General features: G+C 45.8%; 23 protein-coding genes. 12 read left to right on the forward strand and 11 right to left on the reverse strand.

The features are described from left to right. Positions 1-20: 20 nt before the first annotated feature. Positions 21-821 (reverse strand): hypothetical protein, encoded by an 801-nt coding sequence (locus A4E24_RS09655; RefSeq protein WP_292353108.1) that lies wholly within the window; start codon positions 819-821, stop codon positions 21-23. A gap of 587 nt (positions 822-1,408) precedes the next feature. Here A4E24_RS09655 and A4E24_RS09660 point away from each other — a divergent pair. After that, positions 1,409-2,356, forward strand: coding sequence for a hypothetical protein (locus tag A4E24_RS09660; RefSeq protein WP_292353109.1), 948 nt, complete (start codon positions 1,409-1,411; stop codon positions 2,354-2,356). A gap of 53 nt (positions 2,357-2,409) precedes the next feature. Beyond that, positions 2,410-3,285 carry a hypothetical protein gene (locus A4E24_RS09665; protein WP_292353110.1) on the forward strand — a complete coding sequence of 292 codons (876 nt, stop codon included), beginning with the start codon at positions 2,410-2,412 and terminating at the stop codon, positions 3,283-3,285. Between the two features lie 47 nt (positions 3,286-3,332). Here the strand turns inward: A4E24_RS09665 and A4E24_RS09670 are convergent, their stop codons facing one another. Beyond that, complete coding sequence (locus A4E24_RS09670) at positions 3,333-3,596, reverse strand: hypothetical protein (protein WP_292353111.1); 264 nt, start codon at positions 3,594-3,596, stop codon at positions 3,333-3,335. A gap of 40 nt (positions 3,597-3,636) precedes the next feature. Between A4E24_RS09670 and A4E24_RS09675 the strand changes: the two genes are divergently transcribed. From A4E24_RS09675 to A4E24_RS09715, 9 genes are all read left to right on the forward strand, one after another. Then, a complete protein-coding gene (locus A4E24_RS09675) occupies positions 3,637-3,786 on the forward strand; it encodes a hypothetical protein (RefSeq protein WP_292353112.1) in 150 nt (49 codons plus the stop codon). A 12-nt stretch (positions 3,787-3,798) separates the two neighbouring features. Further along, a complete protein-coding gene (locus tag A4E24_RS09680) occupies positions 3,799-4,536 on the forward strand; it encodes an ABC transporter ATP-binding protein (RefSeq protein ID WP_292353113.1) in 738 nt (245 codons plus the stop codon). Between the two features lie 10 nt (positions 4,537-4,546). Beyond that, the gene (locus A4E24_RS09685) at positions 4,547-5,890 is read left to right on the forward strand and encodes a COG1361 S-layer family protein (RefSeq protein WP_292353114.1); all 1,344 of its coding nucleotides are present in this window, start codon (positions 4,547-4,549) and stop codon (positions 5,888-5,890) included. A gap of 2 nt (positions 5,891-5,892) precedes the next feature. Then, positions 5,893-7,131 (forward strand): ABC transporter permease, encoded by a 1,239-nt coding sequence (locus A4E24_RS09690; RefSeq protein ID WP_292353116.1) that lies wholly within the window; start codon positions 5,893-5,895, stop codon positions 7,129-7,131. A gap of 96 nt (positions 7,132-7,227) precedes the next feature. Next, a complete protein-coding gene (locus tag A4E24_RS09695) occupies positions 7,228-7,539 on the forward strand; it encodes a Rieske (2Fe-2S) protein (protein WP_292353117.1) in 312 nt (103 codons plus the stop codon). A gap of 110 nt (positions 7,540-7,649) precedes the next feature. After that, on the forward strand, positions 7,650-7,976 hold the full coding sequence (locus A4E24_RS09700) for a Rieske (2Fe-2S) protein (protein WP_292353118.1): 327 nt from the start codon (positions 7,650-7,652) through the stop codon (positions 7,974-7,976). Further along, on the forward strand, positions 7,973-8,221 hold the full coding sequence (locus A4E24_RS09705) for a glutaredoxin family protein (protein WP_292353119.1): 249 nt from the start codon (positions 7,973-7,975) through the stop codon (positions 8,219-8,221). Before A4E24_RS09700 ends, A4E24_RS09705 begins: the two co-directional genes overlap by 4 nt. A 12-nt stretch (positions 8,222-8,233) precedes the next feature. Then, complete coding sequence (locus A4E24_RS09710) at positions 8,234-8,587, forward strand: ferredoxin-thioredoxin reductase catalytic domain-containing protein (protein WP_292353120.1); 354 nt, start codon at positions 8,234-8,236, stop codon at positions 8,585-8,587. Further along, positions 8,584-9,159 (forward strand): nitroreductase family protein, encoded by a 576-nt coding sequence (locus tag A4E24_RS09715; RefSeq protein ID WP_292353121.1) that lies wholly within the window; start codon positions 8,584-8,586, stop codon positions 9,157-9,159. The genes A4E24_RS09710 and A4E24_RS09715 overlap by 4 nt, the downstream gene beginning before the upstream one ends. A gap of 40 nt (positions 9,160-9,199) precedes the next feature. On the opposite strand, the gene A4E24_RS09720 is transcribed toward A4E24_RS09715, so the two are convergent. The 7 genes from A4E24_RS09720 to nifH are packed head-to-tail and all read right to left on the reverse strand — an operon-like array spanning position 9,200 to position 16,615. Further along, positions 9,200-10,627 (reverse strand): nitrogenase component 1, encoded by a 1,428-nt coding sequence (locus tag A4E24_RS09720; protein ID WP_292353122.1) that lies wholly within the window; start codon positions 10,625-10,627, stop codon positions 9,200-9,202. Then, on the reverse strand, positions 10,624-12,087 hold the full coding sequence (gene nifE, locus A4E24_RS09725; protein WP_292353123.1) for a nitrogenase iron-molybdenum cofactor biosynthesis protein NifE: 1,464 nt from the start codon (positions 12,085-12,087) through the stop codon (positions 10,624-10,626). The genes A4E24_RS09720 and nifE overlap by 4 nt, the downstream gene beginning before the upstream one ends. A gap of 19 nt (positions 12,088-12,106) precedes the next feature. Beyond that, positions 12,107-13,477 (reverse strand): nitrogenase molybdenum-iron protein subunit beta, encoded by a 1,371-nt coding sequence (nifK, locus tag A4E24_RS09730; RefSeq protein WP_292353124.1) that lies wholly within the window; start codon positions 13,475-13,477, stop codon positions 12,107-12,109. A gap of 16 nt (positions 13,478-13,493) precedes the next feature. After that, positions 13,494-15,071, reverse strand: coding sequence for a nitrogenase molybdenum-iron protein alpha chain (nifD, locus tag A4E24_RS09735; protein ID WP_292353125.1), 1,578 nt, complete (start codon positions 15,069-15,071; stop codon positions 13,494-13,496). Further along, a complete protein-coding gene (locus A4E24_RS09740; RefSeq protein ID WP_292353126.1) occupies positions 15,068-15,448 on the reverse strand; it encodes a P-II family nitrogen regulator in 381 nt (126 codons plus the stop codon). The genes nifD and A4E24_RS09740 overlap by 4 nt, the downstream gene beginning before the upstream one ends. Positions 15,449-15,465: 17 nt before the next feature. Beyond that, positions 15,466-15,783, reverse strand: coding sequence for a P-II family nitrogen regulator (locus tag A4E24_RS09745; RefSeq protein ID WP_292353128.1), 318 nt, complete (start codon positions 15,781-15,783; stop codon positions 15,466-15,468). Positions 15,784-15,793: 10 nt separating this feature from the next. Next, on the reverse strand, positions 15,794-16,615 hold the full coding sequence (gene nifH / locus A4E24_RS09750) for a nitrogenase iron protein (protein WP_292353129.1): 822 nt from the start codon (positions 16,613-16,615) through the stop codon (positions 15,794-15,796). 441 nt (positions 16,616-17,056) lie between these two features. Here nifH and A4E24_RS09755 point away from each other — a divergent pair, with 441 nt between their 5' ends. After that, positions 17,057-20,110: a PAS domain S-box protein gene (locus tag A4E24_RS09755; protein ID WP_292353130.1), complete on the forward strand. Its 3,054-nt coding sequence runs from the start codon at positions 17,057-17,059 to the stop codon at positions 20,108-20,110. A 66-nt stretch (positions 20,111-20,176) separates the two neighbouring features. Here the strand turns inward: A4E24_RS09755 and A4E24_RS09760 are convergent, their stop codons facing one another. Next, positions 20,177-21,667: a class I SAM-dependent DNA methyltransferase gene (locus A4E24_RS09760; protein WP_292353132.1), complete on the reverse strand. Its 1,491-nt coding sequence runs from the start codon at positions 21,665-21,667 to the stop codon at positions 20,177-20,179. 213 nt (positions 21,668-21,880) lie between these two features. Continuing rightward, positions 21,881-22,696, reverse strand: a complete 816-nt coding sequence (locus A4E24_RS09765; protein ID WP_292353134.1) for a flavodoxin family protein — start codon at positions 22,694-22,696, stop codon at positions 21,881-21,883. Positions 22,697-22,736 lie beyond the last annotated feature (40 nt).

A 22,736-nucleotide genomic window follows, 5' to 3' on the forward strand; every position in this document is an offset into this window, starting at 1 on the left:
TTCTTTTTCCGCAGTTTCGATCATTTTAAAATATTGGATCCCGAAGATCCTTTCTGCGGTGGCATTCCTGGTTTACCTATTGGTCCTCTTTCCATTCCTCTTTCTTTCTCCGGTCCCATTCCAAGGGTTTCCATTGCTGTATGGAGCATTTGCATGGCTTCCTTCAGATCTTCCTCATCCTCTGCGTTCTCAACGATCTTTTTTGCTTCTTCCAGCTGGGCTGTTGTGTTTTCCAGCATTTCTGCTGTGATGTTCTTGTCTTGCAACTCTTCTGACCCTATCATTGAAAATTCCATAAATGAGATCGTATCATTTATTTGCTCCAACATTCTTTTCTGATATGTTTCAAATGATTTATTTCCCAGGGACATTCCCTGATCATCCCTGGGTTTTTGTCTCATTCCATGACCGTTTTCAGGTGCTATTCCAAGTGTCACCATTGCTGTTCGGATCAGTTCCTTTGCTTCCTTCAGGCCGCCTTCATCTTCTGCATCAGTGATGAGCGTCTTTGCATCCTCTAAATGTGTGAGTGCAGTTGTCAGCGTCTCTTCTGTGATGTTCTCGTTTTCCAACTCCCCGATGTTCTCGATGTCCGATCCGAGCATAGAGATCGTATCATTCACATGTTCCAGCATTCTCTCCTGCTGGATCTCGAAAGTTGCATTGTCAAGGGAAAAGCTTAGTGGCTCTTCACTATTCTTTTTTTCATGCATCGTTCCATACCTATCGTTTTTATGGCCATTGTCCTGTGCAGCGAATGTGGATGGTACTAAACATAGAACCATCAAAGCTACCGAAAAGGCTGCTATAGATCTTGTCATTTTTCTTTGCGTACTGATCTCCTCCAGATCCGTTGTGTCCAGCCAGTTTAGTTGCCGGCACAATTACTGAATTCTCTACGAATGATATAAGCATACTTAGCTCTTAAAGGAATAATAGGGCTTTAATTTGCAAAAGAAAGATCTATTACAGTTTTTATTATTGCAGCATCCTTTATTGCTCTCTTTTTGGGAAATCCCATTTTAACTATGTACTAAAAATTATCAATTACTTATACACACATAGGCTTGCATATTCTTAGAAACAGAGCAATTATATTGCTTTTTAGCATTTATAGTAAGTATTAATAACTTGAAAAGTTTCAATAATACATTTTTCTGCTCTGATCTGCAATTAGGCTCTATTTATCTCTTTTATCCTCTGAAACATGTGCTATAAAGCTTCATCAGTCCAAAAAAAGTATAAATAATACTATATATGTATTGTATCATTGCAGCTACATAAAAATCCCTTAAGCATATTTATATTGTAGTTCAATGTCTTTATTAACCTGACATATTGGCTAGTTCACAAGGTCTGAAAGGGACAGGAAACGGCCAGGGTAAAAAAGTATAGGTATATGGGTCACATGAATCACAAGGCTATAGTGCTTATATTTGCAATCATCTTGGTTACGATCGCAGGTGGATGTGCAGATAAGCCCTCCACTTTGAACAGAGGTCAGGACTATAAACTGGATTACAGTCTTGTTCCGGCATCTCTAGGTGTTCTTTCTCCTACTGATCATATTAAGCCTGTAAATCCTGAAATTCGTCCAGTTTTCAGGGATGAAAGAGAGGAATTCAACAATATTATCTCTGAGGCAGATCTGATTACAGAAGAGTTAGATTCCAGGATATTGAGTTTTGAGGAAGAAGGTAAAGATGTTCAAAGGCTTAAGTTTCTTCTTGAAGAATATAAGACTTTGATATCCAGTGCGAAAACATACCGGGAACTCGCGGATCAGGTTCATGAGGGTTGCACGGACCCGGAATGTGCGGCAATTGAAACAGAACTATATCTGCAACTATCCAGAGATAGCCTGAAAAAATCTAATTCCATACTGCTGGATATATTCAACGAAATGAAAAAGCTGCTTCCAGGACATGTTAAATTAGGTGAGGGTTGTGCACTTTCTGCAACCGGTACAGGAAGAGTGTTGCTAGTGGGTGATCTGAACGCTAACATTTCCATTAGAAATGGTGTTCTTTATGTAGTGGGTCTTCCGGATAACCCCGAATTGCCTATCACCATAGTAGGCAAATATGAGTTTAAAAAGTCAGAAAAACCTGAGGAACGATTATCTTATTACAAGATAATTGATGCTACAGTGGCCATCTCGGCGCAAAGATCGGCTTTCATAGTAGAAGCAAATGAAATCTCAATCGATGTTAAAGGAAATGGTACAGTTGATCTTTTCGGTAACGGTACTTACATAATAACATGTCCGGATGGCAGTTCGGATGATATGCATTGGGAAGCACCCGCTGTAAGAAGAACTATTAATAACCCCTCTATCTATACTGATATCAAATGAAGGCATTTTCCCGTAGCATGATATTTGCCATCTTGCTAGTCATTCCATTTTTAATGACTGCAGGCGCAAGCGCTACCATTCATGGTGTGGTGTATGAGTGGAATACATTCCAACCTCTGGAAAATGTAATTGTGAATGTGAACTCTACTCCTGTGCAGTCAATGGTGTGTAAATATGGTACTTATTCCTTTGAGCTGCCAGAGGGGAATTATAAGATAAGTGCAAGTTATTATGAGGATAGCAGCCTTATTTATTATGCCGAGGATTTTGTGAATATTACAGATGAGGGCAGCTATGTGCTCGACCTGTTACTTTTTCCAGATTATTCTCAAAGTGCATCTTCTATTAACGGATCCTCTTCTTCAAATCAGTCTATAAGCTCCCAGAATGCTACCGCTGTTCAGAGCAATTTTATTTTCATTGATACTATTCTTATAACTGTTCTAATACTCTTGGTTCTGTTCTTTTTGTTAAGACACTCGACAGAAAAAAAGACCACTCTTGCTGGAAAAAGGCATCAGGCAGGAAAGCAAGAAAAGGCCGGGGAAAAGGTAATTCTTATACCTGAGCCGGTACAGTTCACAGAATCTCCCGAAAGCATTAAAACCGGTTCACAAGAGCTTGAGGAAACGGATCCAGAGGAAACAGTTCCTACAGAAATGATCGTTGCAGAGCCAGATAATACGACCTCAACTACTTTAGAAGCCATCCTCAAGGGGCCGATGCCTGCTGATCTGCAGGAGATCGTGGATATCATTCGTGCTCATGGTGGGCGTATGACCCAAAAGGACCTCAGGAGCAAGCTCAAATATTCAGAAGGGAAAGTGAGCCTCATGCTATTTGATCTTGAAAAGAGGGGCATGATCCAGAAGTTCAAAAGAGGCAGAGGAAATGTTATCCTTCTTGTTGAACAGGACCAGCCATCTTAAGAACTGGTTTTTATCCTGTTTTTGCCAGAATAACCCTTTATTATAATTCAAAAGACCATCAAAACAATATCTAAAGGTTTTTTGTTTTCTAATCTCTGTATTAAAGCTTGGATCTGAAAACTATTTCCTATTTTCTCTTTAAGTTCTAAGTATGTTTTTATTATAAAATACCAAAAGGAGGGTTTGCTGCCAGGAACATGCTGGCAAGCGTACCACCCAACACAGCCATCCCCCATCTCCTGTGTGATCACACAAAGGAGGTGAAAGGAGGCATCCCATTTTCCTGTGGATGCCTCCTCAAAGGAGGCCAAAGAAAAAAAATCACTATATCTGCATTACCGGAGGAATTACATGAGTAAAAAGTACGGTTTCAAGAATTACACTGTCCTTGACAGGAGGCAGTTCGATCTACTAATGTGGAATCTGATGAAAACACTTTCAGATAATGATGAACAGGTCTCATCTTCTTCTTCTTCTTCTTCATACCTTAATAAAGAATAAGGAGGAATTCTGATGTCCGATAACTTTGCTGAAGGTTCTGCCAAAAGTGTTGATCTCTCTTCTCTCCTCAAACTGGAGGATGTATGGAAGATCTACCAGATGGGAGAAGTGGAATTTGCTGCCTTGAAGGGTGTTGACCTGCACATCTCCAAAGGAGAGTTCGTGGTGATACTGGGTCCCAGCGGTAGTGGAAAAAGTACCATGATGAACCTGCTTGGCTGCCTGGACCTTCCAAGCAAAGGTACTGTCCTTCTCAATGGGAAAGACATTTCACGTCTTTCAGAATCCGAACTGGCTACCATCAGAGGAAAGATGATAGGCTTCATTTTCCAGCAGTTCAATCTCATTCCCACACTGAACACCCTTGAGAATGTTATGCTTCCTCTGGAGTTCCAGAACGCAGACCCCTCTGCTGCAAAAAAGAAGGCTGTGGAGCTATTGGATCTGGTAGGGCTATCTCAGAAAGCTCGTAATCTGCCATCCCAGCTATCAGGTGGTCAGAGGCAGAGGGTCGCTATTGCCCGATCACTGGCCGTAGACCCGGATATTATACTGGCGGATGAACCTACAGGTAACCTCGACAGCAAAACAGGGACGTATATACTGGATTTCCTTTATGGGCTGCACAAGAAGGAAGGCAAAACGATAATCATTGTGACACATGATGTGGCCCTTGTCAGATATGCCGAAAGGGTAGTTCACATAAAGGACGGAACGGTGGAATCCATAGAAGAAATACAAAATAATTAAAGGTGTTTACATGAAAAAAATGCTATTATTGATACTCTTGATATTATCTCCCATGGCACATGCTTCCGCAGCAACCTACGTGGACTCTGCCGGGCTCAGCGTTGATGTTATGAGTCAGACCCCAAACCCTGCAAGACCGGGAGAGAGCGTTGAACTTACTCTCAGCGTGCAGAACTATGGGAATGAAGACCTTAAGAACATTGTGATAACTGCCCAACCCGAATATCCCTTCTCGAAAGTGGATGGTGAATCCCTGAGCAGGAGCATCTCCTATCTTAATGCCAGACAGGATGATGACGATGCTGCAACAGTGAAATTGAAATTAAAGGTCGCCAGTGACGCTCCTGCAGGTACATATGAGCTGGATATCGTTACAACGGATTCAACAGGTACTAACAAAACCACTACGCTGGATATTGAAGTAAGGGGAAAGGAATACGCTCAGATCGTAACGATCAGCAAGGCCAGTATAGATTTTGCCACCGAGGAACAGCTCGATTTTGTGGTCACAAATACCGGCAGTTCCCCTCTTAAGAACATGAAGATCTCCTGGGCAGACTCCACTGGTACGATCTTGCCGGTCTACTCGGATAATACCAAGTACATAAGTTATCTGGCTTCCAATGAATCTGTAACTGTCAGTTATATAGTAATGGCTGACGTGAATGCCGACCCCGGCCTTTACCAGCTGGACATTACTCTTGAGGTAGAGGACTATGATTCCAACGTTAGCACAATTTCCACAACGGCAGGTCTGTTTGTAGGGGGCGGGACAGATTTCGATGTTGCGTTCTCAGATAATTCCGATGGAGAAATGTCGTTCTCAATAGCTAATGTGGGTAACAATGAAGCATATTCCGTAAAGGTTTCCATTCCGGAACAGGACGGTTATAGTGTGTCGGGCAGTTCCTCTACCATAGTCGGCAACCTGGAAAAAGGTGACTATACTATCGCTTCGTTCCCAGTTTCACAACAGGGCTTCGGAGGCACGCCAGACACTGCTGGTGCCGGACCAGATGGCAATGCAGCGGCAGCTTCGGCATCATCCGCAAATGCAAGTACCAGCAATGATCTAAAGGTTTTGATCGAGTACACGGATTCGGCAGGTCAGAGGAATACTGTAGAAAAATCCGTGCAGATCTCGCAGAGCAGCACTGCAACAACTGTCGCATCAATGGGTCCGGGAGGGCAAGACCAGGGATCATCCAGTTCAAAATATGTATATGTTCTGGTATTAGCTGCTCTTGCATCAGGATATGTCGTGTATTACAGAAGAAGGCACTGTGAGAACCCTGCTGTTATCCGGAAACTTGGATCGACAGTGCACCACAGGAAGACGAAAGAAGGTAATTAACAATGAGAAGCAGCAGCTATCTCAAAATGGCCCTTACCATCCTGCTGCATAGCAAGATACGCAGCTGGCTAACTATTATAGGGATAGTCATAGGTGTAGGTGCTGTTGTAGGTATCATGTCCCTGAGCGAGAACATGCAAAAGGACATGGAAGCAAGACTCTCTGAAATGGACCTTACAGCCATCACCATTTCTCCGGGCTCTTCAAAGGCTATGATGGCAATGGGCCCGGGAGGTGGCGGAGGAGGTTCCTCGTCCTCTTCAGAGGACACCAACCTCACTAAAAAGGATATCATGGCCCTGAGATCCGTAGATGGTATACAGTATATGTATGGCCAGATATCGGGTAAAGAAGATGTATATTTCCTGGGAGAGGAAGCAGAGCTCAGTATCACAGGCGTGGATCCTCAGGTATGGCAATACGCTACCACTGATACCGCAGAGTCAGGCAGATTGCTGGAACCATCGGATAACTATGTTGCTGTCATAGGAAGTGGTGTTGCAGAAGATGTGTTCGATAATGAAGTAGGACTTAACCAGGTGCTGACGATCGCAGGTAAGTCTGTGCGGGTTGTCGGCATATTGGAATCTGAAGGAGGCAGTGGTGATAATTCTATAATCATGCCCATTGATGCAGCTGTGACCCTAATAGAAGATGCAGAGCCGGATGTATATGATTCCATTATTGTAAAGGCTGAGAGTATGGAGATCGCTGAGAACGTCTCTGCAGAAATAGAGGAAAAACTAATGCTCTCCCGTCATGTGACCGAAAAAGATCAGGATTTCTCTGTCACTACGTCTGCATCCATGGTGGAAACAGCTTCAGATATGATGGAATCTATGACCCTATTCCTGGCTGCCATTGCAGGAGTATCTCTTGTAGTAGGCGCAGTGGGCATTGCTAATACCATGTTCACTTCAGTAATGGAAAAAACAAGGGAAATAGGCACTATGAAGGCTATCGGTGCAACCAACAGGGACATACTTATGATATTCATGATGAACTCTGCTCTGGTAGGGTTGGTCGGCGGAATACTGGGTGTTATTGCAGGCTCCTTAATAACTGCTCTATTCCCTCTGCTGGGAATGCAGATGATGGGAGGTTCCGTATCTGTAAGTTTATCGCCACGCCTCACGATCTTCGGCCTTACCGTTGCAGTGGCAGTAGGTGTGATCTCAGGTGTCGTGCCTGCATTCCAGGCATCAAGAATGAAACCAGTAGACGCTTTGAGGTATGAGTGATATTTCCTCCTCCATGCCTGATGGCAGATATTTATCGTGGTTGTCCACGACAATTATTTATAATTTTATAACCCTGCTTATATGGGGGTAAGCAAAATGCCAGAGCCATCATGGGTCTTTGCTCTTAATGCAGAGGAGCTGAAAGAGAACACTTTGAAGCTCGTACAAATCAATGACAAGCCTGTACTTCTGATAAGAAAAGAAGGTCAGATTTATGCTCTATCCAATAAATGCAAGCATATGGGTTGTCCACTTTCAGCCGGCTCTCTTGAGGATCACACGCTTCGATGTTCGTGTCATGGCTGGAGATATGACATTAAGACCGGTGAATATCTTGGCTCAAGGGATATTTCCTTAAAGGCATATGAAAGCAAGATAGAAAATGGGAAAGTGTTTGTTTATATCTGACTGTCCGCAGGAAGATGTGAAGATCGAACTGGTCAAGGTGGCAGATAAGTTTATCTCTCTGATCACAAAAAAATATAAGGTCTACAATACTCTGATCTAAAGAGGTTTGCATGTCTGAGGAAAACTGGGTCTATGCACTTGAAGTGGCAGAACTGGCAGATGGTGAAAAGAAAGCTCTGGTTATAGATGGCCAGAGGATAGCATTAATAAGAAAGACCAATGAAATATTTGCTATCTCCAATAAATGTGTGCATATGGAGTGCCCTTTATCCAAAGGTGAACTGGAAGGTTATATCATCAAATGTCCATGCCATGACTGGAGATTTGATATCCGCAGCGGCGAGTTCCTTGATGCAAGGGAGCTCAAGGTTTTGGTATATGAACTGAAAGTGTCTGACGGGAAGGTATATCTGAAAATGGAAGGTGAAAATCAATGAAGAAGGTCATGATGTATACTCTGAGCACCTGCCCCTGGTGCAAGAAAACCAAAAGTTTCTTTGCGGAGAAGAACATTCCTTTTGAATTCATAGACTACGACAAGGCCAGCAAGGAAGAACAGCAAAAGATCAGAGAAGTATGCTCTGCACACGGGGAAGGTATAGCATTCCCATTTGTGATAATTGGTGATGATGTTGTAGTGGGCTATAATCCTCAGAAATATATGAAATTGCTGGAATCATAAAGAGGTTCTCCTATGGACACGGAGAAAAGAAAGCAAAGGCTCAGGGAAATGTTCCAGAGGGTTGTCGATCCCCTGGGATACAAGTTCAGCCCTGACGAGGAAATCGTGGACTTTTTGCTGGAGCAGGAAGTTATTATTGAAAAGGAGCATGGGCATCCCTTCTGTCCCTGCCAGGGCCTAACGGGAGAGCGAGAGATCGATATGAAGATCGTATGCCCATGTATCCCATTTCACAGGGCTCATTTCGATGCAATGAAACGTTGCTGGTGTGGTCTGTACGTGCATAAGGAGGTCGATGATCCTGACAGTCTGGTACAGATCTCGCGTTCTGAGTTCGAACAGATGCAAAAGGAGGGTAGGATATGATAGAGGAAGGTCCGGTAATATCAAATATCAAGACAAGACGCAGTGTCCGGAACTATGCTGACAGGCCTGTAAGTGATGAGGTCATAGAAAGTATCATTGATGCAGGTATCCATGCGCCCACAGGTCTTGGTCTCCAGCCATGGAGGTTCGTGGTGATAAGGGACAAGGACATTATGAAACAAATGTCCACTCATTGTAAACCCAAGCTGCTGAAACAGCTTGAAGGAGTGAACATCGATGCGGCCGCACAGTTCAAGAAGATGCTGAGATCAGAGGAATTCGACATCTTTTACAATGCTCCCGTATTGATCATAGTGTTGGGGAACAAAAATGCTCCAACAGCGGATTTCGATTGTGCCATGTGTGCACAGAACATGATGCTTGCTGCTCATTCTATGGGCCTTGGGAGCTGCTGGATAGGTACTGCATGTCTTGTCCAGGACAATCCTGAAATGCTGCAGAAGCTCAAGATCCCCGAAGATCACAAGGTGGTGGCCCCGATAATCTTTGGATATGGAGGTACTGTACCGGCAGCACCACCAAGGAACGATCCGGTCATCACGTGGATATGAAGTGGCCATTTTTATGTGGTATACTGGGCACTTTTCTTTTTCAGTGGGGTTGCATATGTGCAGATCTGAGGTCACAGCAGCTTTCTTGAAGATCATTGCTCTTGTTCTGCAACCACTTCTTTTCAAGCTCAATATCCTTTGTTTCAAGTATGGTGTTGGTTATCCTGTCAAGAATGTTCATTGCGCCCCGATATCCCATTAAGAGTATCCTCTGGGCGCCGACCCTGTCATGAATGGGGAAACCCACCCTTATCAGTGGAATCCCTATTTGTTGGGATATATACTTCCCGTTGGAGTTCCCGATGAGTATTTCGGGTTCAGCCTCCTTCACGGCGTCGTTGAAAGCATCAAAATCCAATCCTTCGAATATCTTTACTTCGCAGTCCAGGTTCATCGCGTCGATTCTTTCCTGTGCGTGTTCCCTGAAAGCAGGTGTCTTGCATGAAGGAGCAACAAGCACCGGATACATTCCATTTTCAAGTGACATTGATAACATGCCAAGTACCATTTCAGGATCTCCGTATATGGCTACACGTGTACCATACAGGTACTTGTGGACATCTACCATGGCATCAATAAGTCTTCCCCTCTCCTTCCTGTATGCTTCAGGTATCTCGGAACCGGCAATTTCGGACAGAACAGACATGATCCTGTCGGAATACTCCAGCCCGATGGGCATAGGGACTCTCTTTGCAGGAACGTTGTACTTTGTTTCAAGATGATCCACAGCTCTGTTATCACTGGTTATTCCCAGACCGATACTTGCAGCACAATTCTTCATGTATGTGATTTCCGATAATGGAGTTCCGCCGGGGAATATCTTTTCCACCTTTCCGGTCATGGGGGCATCGAAGGTTTCCGATGTATCGGGCATGAATATAAATGATCTGGGTCCAATGGTAGCTTTCAGCATTCTCTTAAGTTCCCGGGTGTCTTCAGGCGCTATGTTCTCACCAAGCACCACATTGAGCTTGTTGTTGAATATATCATTTCCCATGCCGTATTCGGTAAAATGCCGGACTATAGCATCCACCGCCTTGATGAAGCCAGTAGTGTGGCTATCTTCATAGCTGGGAGTAGATACGGAAATTATGTGAACGTCATCAGCATTGTTTTCTTCTTCCCTGAATTCCTGTAATATCCTTCTTACATCATCTCCTATGGTTTCTGCGAGACATGTCGTAGTAACACCTATGACCTTCGGATGGTATCGTGTTATCACATTCCTTAGTCCCTTCTTCAGGTTCTCGCTGCCTCCGTAAACAGCTCCCCTCTCGCTGAGGGATGTGGAAGCTATGTCCACAGGTTCACGGAAATGATGTGAAAGGTGTAGCCTCATATATGTGCTGCAGCCCTGGGAGCCATGCATAAGCACCATGGAACTCTCTATGCCCTTAAAGGCCATCACACTCCCCATGGGCTGGCACATCACACAAGGGTTGACAGTTGTATAATTTCTTTCTGTCATGCTTCCATCCCTCTGATGATAGCCGCATCTTCATGTAAGTTCTCAATATGTGTTCCCGGAACTTTTTCAGCCTTAATGGCCCGATTGTCCACACTATCCCTGATATTGCTCTTAGCGGTCTTCCAGACCGGGCTGTTTATAGATGAATCCATTTCTCTGGCAAAGTTGAGGAATCCTTCAAAACCTTCGAACTCCACCACTCTGTCGTGGTTGAAATCACAGAACGCAACACCTGTCTTGTAAGCAAGGAACCTTTCTTTGACTCCTGCGACCATCAGGTCAGCCTTTTGCTTTACCAGCAGTTCTGCAAGTTCCAGGGGATTCGCATCATCTACGATAACCGTTCCGTCCTTCACTTCATAACTTATCTGGAGGTAATCGTCCTTCTTTCCTGTCTGAGTGCCAATGATGACTACTTCCATGCCAAGTTCCCTGAATCCCTTGATGAGGGTAAGGGCCTTTGCAGCCCCTCCCATATAGATCGCTGCTCTCTTTCCTTCAAGCCGTGAGCGAATACGCCGGACCTCTTGCATGATTCGGGCAGTTTCTCTGGCTATGATCTCTTCTGCCTTCTGCTTCATTTCTTCCGAACCAAAGAATGCAGCGGTTTCCCTTATTGTAGTGCTCAGATCCTCTATTCCGAAGTAGCTAACCTTCCTGAAAGGTATCCCATACTCTTCCTTCATCCACTTGGCTAAAGTTGTCATGGAGCCGGTACACTGCACAAGGTTCAGCTGGGCTGTATGGCACTCGGATATGCTCTGTGCCGTGGAATCGCCTGTAAGTGATGTTACTACCTGTATACCCATTTCCTCAAAGAGAGGTTTCACCAGCCAGACATCTCCGGCAACGTTGAATTCCCCTATCAGGTTGATACGGTAAGGGGACCTGATGTTTCCTTCCTTTGTACCTATGAGCACTTTCAATGCTTCACAAGCAGCCTTGTATCCATCGGACTTCGTTCCCTTGAAACCCTCTGATTTAACAGGTATCACGGGTATGCCATTACTTTCACTGGCAGCCTTGCATACTGCTTCCAGATCATCGCCTATTATTCCAACAATGCAGGTGGAATATACGAAAACCACAGGCGGCTTGTATAACTCAACAAGCTCATCGATTGCCTTGGCAAGTTTCTTCTCACCGCCGAAAACTACGTCTATTCCCTTCATGTCAGTGGAGAAGCTGGTGCGGAAAGTTTCCTTACCGCTGGACTTGCTGCCCCTTATGTCCCAGGTATAGCTTGCACAGCCTATGGGGCCATGGACAAGGTGTACAGCATCCGTAACAGGGTTAAGGGCAACTCTTGCGCCTGAATATACACATGCTCTCTGGCTCATGGCCCCTGCTATGGATGTGTTGTCACAGGCAAGAAAAGTCTCGCCCTTAACTTTCTGCTTCAAGGCAATGTACGGCTGCCTCTCTTCCAGAGTAGTTACAAAGTTTGTTATTTCCGGCATACCATCCCTCCTGCTCAAATCATTGCACAACCTCAAGCATGCATTCGTCTACGGTCTTGTCCCTGATGTCCAGGAACGTGTTCCCCATCCGCTCAACTAGCCAGGCCGCTCCGGAATATCCCGTGATCGGGAAATGGTGCAGGTTCGCCCTGTCCATGACCGGGAACCCTACTCGGATAAGGGGTATGTTCTCTGCAAGAGCTATGTGCTTGCCATAGGTGTTCCCCATGAGCATGTCCACAGGCTCTCTTTTAATGAGCTGGTGGAGGGTGAACAGGTCGGCTCCTGAAAATATCTGTGCCTGCGGGTATAGGGGGTGTACCATGTCCGAAACCTCCTTTTCGAACTTCTTGCTCGAAGTGCCTGTGAGGACGACCGTGGGTTCCATGCCCATCTCAAGGACAAGACTTGTAAGACCTCCTATAATGTCCGGGTCCCCGAATATTGCCACCTTCTTCGCATGGAAGTGTGGATGTGCGTCTGTCATCATATCGACAACTCTTGCCCTTTCTTCTTCCAGCTCAGGAGGTATGGGAACATTTGCCATTTCTGCAACATCCATGACGAACCTGTCAGTGTATCGGATACCGATGGGTACGGGTCCCACCCTTGAAGGGACTTTGAACTTGTTCTTGAGAGCCTTTGCCGCAGCACCACCGGCCAGGTTACACAGTGCAATGGTTCCCAGGGAGTTGGCCGTGTCTTCAACATCGCCTATGGGAGTCCCACCTCTTGCATATAGTCCTCTGCTGCCGGATATCCCGGAGTCGAACACGTCTGTCTGATCCGGGAACACGATTGCTGGGACCTTCATTGCGGAAAGTATTCTCTTGATCTCACGGATGTCTCCGGGGTTCACGAAACCTGGTATGATATTGAGCTTGCCGTTGGGCTTGCTCTTCTTTGCAAAGGTAGTGACAAAGGACTCTACCATGTTGTCATAACCTGTTACATGGGAACCCACATAACTGGGTGTGGATGCAGCGCAGACCTTGATGGACGGATCGATGAGCTCTTCCATCTGCACATCCTCTACAATACGCTTTACATCGTCACCGATGGTTTCTGCCACGCATGTTGTGTGTACTGCGATGACTTCAGGCTGATAGATGGCCTCAATGTTGGCAAGGGCTTCCTTCAGGTTCGACGCACCACCGAACACTGCGGTGCCTTCATAGAAACTGCTGCTTGTAGCCGCCGTTGGCTCACGGAAGTGCCTTGAAAGGCACATGCGCAGGTAAGACAGGCATCCCTGTGACCCGTGACTGTGGGGCATACAGTTGCGTATACCCATGGCCGCATACACAGCACCTATGGGCTGACATATCTTCGCCGGGTTGACTACCAGTGCATCTCTGTGTACTTCTTCTATCGGGGTATAATCTAACATTTTTATGGTCTCCTTCTTACTCTGCCTTCCAGGGCATCTTCATGTACTTCCAGGTAGGGCTGTTGACTGCCATGTCCACATCCTTTGCAAAGTTAAGAACTCCCGAAAATCCGGTGTATCTTCCACTATAGTCGTAGGAATGTATCTGTCTGGATGGCACTCCCATCTTCTGAGCCCAGTACTTGTCCTTGATCCCCGAACAGAACAGGTCAGGCTTCAGCTCCTTTATAAGGAACTCTGTCTCATAGTGGTTCAGGTCATCCACGACCACTGTGCCGTCCATGGTTTCGGGGAACATACCTTCGTAGTCCATGAGGCCCAGCTTTTCCTTAAGTTCCTTCATGCGTGCTTCACTTATGGCAGGTGTGAAGTCTTCATCCTTCTCATAGTGCAGGTCTTCAAGTATGCTGCTTGATGCCTTTTCCTTCATGCTTTCCAGGATATGTCTGCCTTCGTAGTCGTCCCTGTGAGCGAACTGGTATCCTGCGACCACCACCTTCATTCCAAGATCTTCGAACAGGTTCTGGTAGTGGTGTGACCTGGAGCCACCGGAGTAGATGAAGACCTTCTTACCCTGCAGCTTCCTTCTGTATTTCTCAAGTTCAGGCTTGATCTTTGCCATTTCTCCGGCTATGACCTCTTCAGTGCGCTTTGTAAGTTCAGGGTCATCAAAGAACTTTGCCATCTTCATCAGGGACTTCCTGGTCCCTTCGATACCCACGTAGTTCACCTTAAGCCAGGGGACACCGTACTTCTCTTCCATCATGCGGTTGGTGTAGTTGACAGACCTGTGGCATAGCAGGATGCTCAGCTTTGCCCGGTGGGCCTTTGCCAGGTTGTGGTATGAACCGTCACCTGTAAAGCTTGATACTATGCGATAGCCGATCTTCTCGAACAGGGGCTTTATTTCCCAGAGGTCTCCTCCTATATTGTATTCACCGAAAATGTTGATGTCAAAAGGCGTGGGGTTATCGAGCTCTTCAGTACCTATGATATGTTCCATGAGGACGTTGCTTGCAATGTGGTGTCCTGCAGACTGGCTGACCCCGCGGTAACCTTCACAGCGCAGGCCCATGACCTTTATCCCATGTTCCTTTTCTGCCTGCAAGGCCACAGATTCAATGTCATCACCTATGAGACCCACCGGACAGGTGGCACAGATAGAGATGGCACCTGGCTTGAATATACGTACAGCATCATCAATGGCTGCCTTCAACTTCTTCTCGCCACCAAAAACTATGTCTGTTTCCTGTATGTCCGTGCAGAAACAATACTGCATGTAGTTATCTCCGCCCTCTTCGGCCTTTGCGAAATTGCGTCTTGTTCCCCAGGTATAATATGCGCAACCGATGGGCCCGTGCACGATATGCACCATGTCCTTGATGGGTCCCATGACCACACCCTTGCCTCCGGCAAAGGCACAGCCGCGGTTTGTCATAATGCCGGGTACTACCTTGCTGTTCGCTTCAATGTGCTGCTCCACGGAGCAGTCCCTGACAACTAAATGCTTTCTGCGGTCCTTTGCCACCTTTTCAGGATAGGCCCTGAGCATTTCATCAACAACATTCTGTGTGAATTCTATCTCTGAGCTCACAGTTTTTCGCCTCCTACAGTGGTCTCTCCCTCTTCTCCGGTCCTAATCCCTACAACTTCAGGGATGTCGATGACGAAGATCTTCCCGTCTCCGAAGTGCCCAGTCTGGTTCACTTCTATGATCTTCCGGATGATCGTTGGTGCTGCATTATCATCCACAACTATTGTGAACAATCTCTTGGGTACAAAGGGCATGCATTCCTTTGTGACAATGCCTTGCGGCTGAGGGAGCGGCGGGTCGAACTCATAACAGAGTCCCTTCTGCTTTCCTCTTCCCATCACCTTCTGCACGGTAAAAGAGGGGTATCCGCAGTCCGAAAGTGCGTCTCTGGTCCTTTGCATCTTGTTCATGCGGATTATTGCCGTTATTTCCTTCATGTTGTCCCCCTGGCCATTTACAGGACCGCTTCTCCGGTACGTATCGTATATGCGTTTTCCACAGGGCTCACGAAGATCTTCCCGTCACCATACTTGCCGGTGCGTGCAGCCTTTTTTATTATATCGATGACAACTGGCTTTTCTTCATCACTAACTACCATCAGTAGCATTGTCTTTGGCAGTTCATCGAATTGTATCTCAGCCGTGTGGATACCTCTTTGCTTGCCCCGGCCGAAGACATCCATCTTGGTGAGGGAAACGTAACCTTCCTTCTCCAGTGACTCAACGATGTCTGTGACCTTGTCTGGCCTTACTATTGCGCGGATCATCTGCATTCGTTTCACCTCACAGCTCGATGATACCAAACTCTACCATCATTGATTCCAATGCATCCATTTCCAGGGGCTTTGGAACTACGAACTTGTCGTTGTTCTCGATATTCTCTGCAAGGGTCAGGTATTCCTGTGCCTGCTGGCAGTTCGGATCAAAATCGATGACAGTTTTCTTGTTGATCTCTGCTCTCTGCACGATATTGTCCCTGGGTACGAAGTGGATCAGCTTGCTCCCGAGCCTGTCCGCAAATGCCTCCAAAAGCTCGCGTTCTCCATCCACCTTTCTGCTGTTGCAGATTATGCCACCGAGCCGCGCTCCCCCCTTTGCATACTTCTGTATACCCTTACAGATGTTATTTGCAGCGTAGATGGCCATGAGTTCTCCGCTGGCGACAATGTAGATCTCCTTTGCCTTTCCTTCACGGATGGGCATTGCGAATCCCCCACATACCACATCACCCAGCACATCGTAGAACACATAATCAAGGTCATTCTCGTATGCACCCAGGTTTTCCAGAAGACCAATGGATGTGATGATACCCCTGCCTGCGCATCCCACACCGGGCTCCGGTCCTCCTGATTCTACGCACTTAATTCCGCTAAATCCGGTCTGCAAGAGGTTATCAAGTTCTACCGATTCGTCTCCCTCCGACCTTAATGTATCAAGCACTGTCTTCTGGCTGAGGCCCCCAAGCAGCATCCTTGTCGAGTCTGCCTTGGGATCACATCCTACAAGCATGATCTTCTTTCCCATTGTCGCAAGCGCTGCTGTGAGGTTCTGGGTTGTTGTTGACTTCCCGATACCTCCCTTCCCATAAATTGCTACCTGACGCATTGATTTCACCTTGGTTTTCAACATGCGTGTACTATATTATTTCATGTTGTTTATGTTTTATAGTACATCGGAATCCTATGTACTAGATAATCATATATAAAAGTTTTTATTAAATGCATTTTGGATACTAAATTAATTTAACAAATATAAATTTTTCAGTGTGGAACTTTTAAAAAAGTAGGGGGCTGTTTCTAATTACTTTTTCATGTTTTGGCCAACTTTTAAAAAAGGTCTAGCAACAGTCTTCCTTTCTGTAGCGGGACACATTTTTAAGTACTTAAGTTACACAAGTTTATACATATATATCTTTATTTTTATTTACTATGCTTTATGATACAACTTCTCTTTTTCCATTTTTAAAATGACAGTGTAGGGGTACAACCTAAATTATTATATATCTTAAAATTAAACACTACTCAGAAAGATTAGTGAAGGGATCTGGTGAAAAAGATCGCAATACTACAGAGCTTTGTAGATAAAACGCCAAATTTATTCCAAAGGCTTAAAGATAATGGTCATTCGGTTTCTATAATTTCTCTTCACAGCGAAGATCTGGTCTTTACCGCTAAAAGAAAAGAATATGATGTATTTTTACTGGACCTGTCTGAAGTACCTGTTGAAGAAGTAAGTAACTATCAGAACCTTCCTGAAATAACTGCTCATATACCTGTTATTTTGATCGCTTCCTCAGTTGACCATTCCTTGCTACAGGCATTAGATAATATATCTATATCCGGTTGTTTGATACCTCCATTCTCAGATGAGCAATTGTGCTCGACCATTGAATTGGCATGCCATAATCACAACATCCTAAAAACAAAAGTCTACGACATGAAAAATACCCTGCTTGAGAAGGAGAGGAGTTATGCTATGCTTCTCTCGAATCTGCCTGGTATGGCATATAGGTGTGACAATGATCGGGAATGGACCATGCGATTTGTTTCAGAGGGCTGTTACAAGTTAACAGGTTATAAGTCAGAAGCTCTTCTGCAAAATCGGGATATCTCTTATAATAGACTGATCACTCCTGAGAACCGGGCACGTATCTGGAAACAATATAAGGAAGTGCTCGCCAGAAAAGAAACATTCCAGGATGAGTATACCATAACTACAGCGACCGGAGAGGTTAAATGGGTATGGGAACAGGGGAAAGGAGTTTATGCTGACAATGGTGATCTAATAGCTGTCGAGGGTTTTATTGCAGATATCACAGAACAAAAGAATGTAGAGGAAGCACTCAGAGAAAGTGAGTCACGCTATCGCAGCCTGTTTGAAAATAATCACTCTGTCATGCTGGTCATAGATCCTGAAATAGGTACCATCATAGATGCAAATCCGGCAGCAGTCTCTTTTTATGGATGGACGCGTGAAGAACTCAGAAGTAAGAACATCAGAGAGATAAACATACTGTCTCCTTCCGAGATAAAAGAGGAAATGGACCGCGCGACTAAGGCCGAACGTAATTATTTCTTATTTAAACATCTCCTGGCAAATGGTTCTGTCAGAGATGTGGAAGTTTTCAGTGGCCCTATTCTTATGGACAGAAAAATGCTCCTTTACTCTATTATAAATGACATCACAGAGCGTAATAGGATGGAGCAGGCGCTTCTTCTGAACCAGTTCTGTATAGATCATTCAGCTGTGGGGATATTCCGTATCGAAGAGCCTGATGGCAGAATAGTGAGTGTGAACGACCATGCATGCAAGTCCCTGGGTTATTCACGCGAGGAACTCTGCTCAATGACCGTATTGGATATTGATCCTACATTTACTATTGAGACATGGCTTGAACACAGGAAAAATGTAAGACAGCTGAAGTCGAGAACGATCGAGACCATCCACCGCAAAAAGGATGGCACTGAATTTCCTGTAGAGGTTACTGTAAATTATATGGAATATGAGGGAAAACCATTCTCTCTTTCCTTTGCAAGGGATATCACCAAGCGCAAGGTTGCAGAAAAGGCGCTCAAGGAGAGTGAAGAGTTCTTCAGGACCACTTTATATAGTATTGGTGACGGGGTCATTACCACTGACATTAACGGAAATTTACGGCAAATGAACCATGTTGCTGAAAAGCTCACTGGCTGGAATGAGGCAGAAGCGAAGGGAAAAAAGATCGAGGAAGTTTTCAACATCGTCAATGAAGATACATGGCAGCAGGCCGAAATACCCGTACACAGAGTATTGAGGGAAGGGCGGGTAGTAGGGCTGGCAAATCATACGCTGTTGATCTCGAAAGACCACAGGGAAATACCCATTGCTGATAGTGGCTCACCTATTGTGAATGAGAAGGGTGAGATAATCGGAGTTGTCCTGGTATTCCGTGACCAGACTGAAGAAAGGGCAGCCCAGAGGGCTCTTCTGGAAAGTGAGGCACGTTTCAGGCAGCTTGTCGAGAATGCACCTGAAGCAATTTTCGTTCAGACGAATGGTTGCTTTGCCTATATCAATCCTGCAGCATTGCGTCTTTTTGGCGTTGATTCTGCAAGCCAGTTGATAGGTCAGCCTGTTATGGAGCGTTTTCATCCTTATTTCCATGATATTGTCCGTGAACGTATCCATCTTCTCAATGATATGCGCGAAGAAGTACCTTATATCGAGGAGATCTACCTGAGGCTTGACGGCACGCCTTTCAATGTCGAGGTTTCTGCGGTGCCGATAACCTATGACGGTCTTAACGGGTCCCTGGTCTTTTTCAGGGATATCACCGAGCGTAAACAGGTGGAAAGAGCTCTCATCAGGGCAAAGATGGTCTCTGATGAGGCTAATCGCAGCAAGACCGAATTCCTGGCCAATACCAGCCATGAACTGAAAACCCCTTTGAATTCTATTATCGGCTTTTCGGAGCTTATGCTTGACGGCGAGCTGGGAAATATCAGCGAGCAACAGAAAAAATACATTGGGACTATACTTGAAAGTGGCTATCTGCTCCTTCATATTATAAACAGGATACTGGATATATCCAGTATCAACTATGGTCGGATGGATCTCAGCTATACGAAATTCGATCTGTGCGATGCTATTCAGGACACCTGTACAATGATGAGGGCGGCTGCAGACAGGAAATCCATAGAACTGATAGTTGATATTGATCCACAGATCAATGAGATCAATGCGGATATCATCAAGTTCAAAGAGGTCGTTTATAATCTTGTGGATAATTCCATAAAGTTCACACCTTCCGGGGGGTTTGTGGTTATCACTGCCAATCATAATGGAAGCCATGTGAAGATCTCTGTCGCAGACAATGGTATTGGTATAGCAAAAGAGAATATTGGGAGGATATTCGATCCCTTTTACCAGGTGGATAGTTCCACAACACGCAGATATGGTGGGACAGGGCTTGGCCTTGCCCTTATAAACCAGTTCGTTAAAATGCACGGTGGGAACATTTGGGTGGAAAGTGAACCCGGTAAAGGCAGCACCTTCACTTTTACTATTCCCATAGACTATGGGGAACAACAGATACGTATATTGCAGGTTTCTGAACATTGAAGTATGAACTTTTGTTCATGGCCAGGACAAACCACTTCTGATGGTTTGTACAGGAGGACAGCATGATCATTTTCCATTCCCGTTGAGGGTTCCCACTATCTCCTTGAAGCTTTCCAGTCCTGCTTCTATATTCTCGATGATCTCATTGGCGAGTATATCAGGGTCTGGCAGGTTGTCGAGGTCTGCAAGGCTCTTGTCCTTGAGCCAGAAGATGTCCAGGTTGGTCTTATCTCTTGCTGCTATTTCCTCGTAGGTGAATCTGCGGAACCTGCCTTCTGGGTTTTCCTCGCTCCATGTTTCCCTGCGCCGGAAACGGTCATCGGGGTTATAGCACCTGATGAAGTCTTCCAGGTCCGAGAATTTGAGTGGGTTCTTTTTCAGGGTGTGGTGTACGTTGGTGCGGTAGTCGTATATCCATACTTCTCTGGTCCAGGGTTCTTTGGATGCTGGTTTTGCCTCAAAGAACAGCACATTGGCCTTTACTCCGTGAGCGTAGAATATCCCTGTGGGCAGGCGCAGGATAGTGTGCAGGTCGGTGGTCTCCAGGAGCTTTTTGCGGACCGTTTCACCTGCTCCGCCTTCAAAGAGCACGTTGTCAGGCAGGACCACTGCTGCCTGTCCTCCTGTTCTGAGGATTGTATGGATGTGCTGCACGAAGTTGAGCTGCTTGTTGCTTGTAGTGACCCAGAAGTCCTGGCGGTTGTAGGTCAGATCTTCTTTCTCCTGCTCTCCTTCATCATTGGTGAAGGTCATGCTGCTCTTCTTCCCGAAGGGCGGATTGGTAAGCACGTAGTCGTACCTGATATTGGGGTCGGCTATGAGGGCATCGGAATTGGAGATCATGGGCTCTCCGTCTATTTCCCCGATGTTGTGCAAAAAGAGGTTCATGAGTGCCAGCCTGCGGGTCCCTGCCACTATCTCATTGCCTCCGAAGGTCTTTGTTTTCAGGAAGCGGCTCTGGTCGCGGTCAAGGTTGTAATGGTGCGTGAGGAAATCATAGACTGACAGGAAGAACCCGCCCGTGCCACAGCAGGGGTCGCCTATGGTCTTCATGGGCTCCGGGCGCAGGCACTGCACCATGGCCTTGATGAGCGGGCGGGGTGTGAAGTACTGACCTGCCCCGCTTTTCGTGTCCTCTGCGTTCTTCTGCAGCAGTCCTTCGTAGATCTCGCCTTTGGTATCCACTCCCATCATGACCCAGCTTTCCTTGTCTATCATATCGATGACCTTGTACAGCATGGCAGGGTCGCTGATCTTGTTCTGCGCCTTGAGGAAGATCTGTCCGAGCATGCCGGGCTTTTTACCCAGTTCCTCCAGCAGTTCCCTGTAATGGGTATCAAGCTCTGCACCGCGCTTTTGCTTCAACACATCCCATGTGTACTTTTCCGGGATGCCTATATCCCGGCCGTATGGCGGTCTTCTGTATTCCTCGGCCATCTTGAGGAATATGAGAAAGGTCAGCTGTTCCAGATAATCGCCGTAGCTCACGCCGCCGTCCCGCAGGACGTTGCAGAAGCTCCAGACTTTGGAAACGATGGATGATGTGTTCTCAGACATGGTCTTTATCTCTGGGTTTTGAATAGTATTTTTGATCTTTTTAATTGAATTTGATACTCAAAAGCAGTGTTCAACTTGCGGGGTAGCTTGCTGGGTAACTTGCGGGGTCAGCCCTTCGCCATCCCGGATGATGCTCTTCAGTTGCTCGGATATCATGATCTGTCTTGTATCCTTAATGGTGCTCTTATATGGAAAATACCTGAGATCCTTACTTTATTTTTGTGCTTCGGTCATATCTTTTCTTATTTTTCTTCTCAGGAACTGCTCAGCAGTCCATCCGATGGCGTTGTAAAGCGGATTGACCGGCACATCCACGTAGTACTTTGATTGTGGTCTTAGCCAGCCCTGCTCTTTCCAGTAAGCATGATCTGTGGGCGAGTCCTGAACAAGTTCTCCAAAACTTGCTTTCTGGGCGTGGAATATAATGACATCTCGAAGCCCCGGCGAACGGCGCTCTTTTTTCATGAGTGCATCGTAAAATATGGCTGCTGCCTTCTTTAATTTCTGTTCGTTCTCAAGCTCTTTCTTCTGGGACATTGCGACCGGGGGAGTGACGATGCCGACCCTGTTTGTCACTTCAAAACCCCAGACGCTTGCTACCAGCTGCATATAATCCAGTATGTCCTTAAGACCCGTGGCTCCGGTAGTTGATAGCAGCAGAGCCTTTTTATGAAAGAAGCGTGGGCGATGGAATATGTACGATAAGCGGTCGATGAAGGTTTTCATGAGCGCTGAAACGCCCATGCCATAGACGGGTGTTGCAAAGATCACTCCGTCAGCATCATGCATCTTCTGCTCGATGAGAGGCGCATCGTCCTTGAAGGGGCAATGGTCCTCCCCTTTGACAAAACAGGAAAAACAACCGCAGCAATGCGACAGGTTCATGTCTTTGAGCATAAGGTACTCAAATTCAACGTCACCCTTTGACCGCATGACCTCTTCTATCCTTTTGGCAGCCCGATAGGTATTGCCTTTTCTCGGACTTCCCATGATCACCAGGACTTTCATATTCTCAGCACATCCCTTCAATATTCATATAGTGCAAGGTCTGATGTTTTCAGAGTCTCTG

The organism is Methanomethylovorans sp. PtaU1.Bin093 (assembly GCF_002067275.1).
Taxonomy (GTDB): Archaea; Halobacteriota; Methanosarcinia; order Methanosarcinales; family Methanosarcinaceae; genus Methanomethylovorans.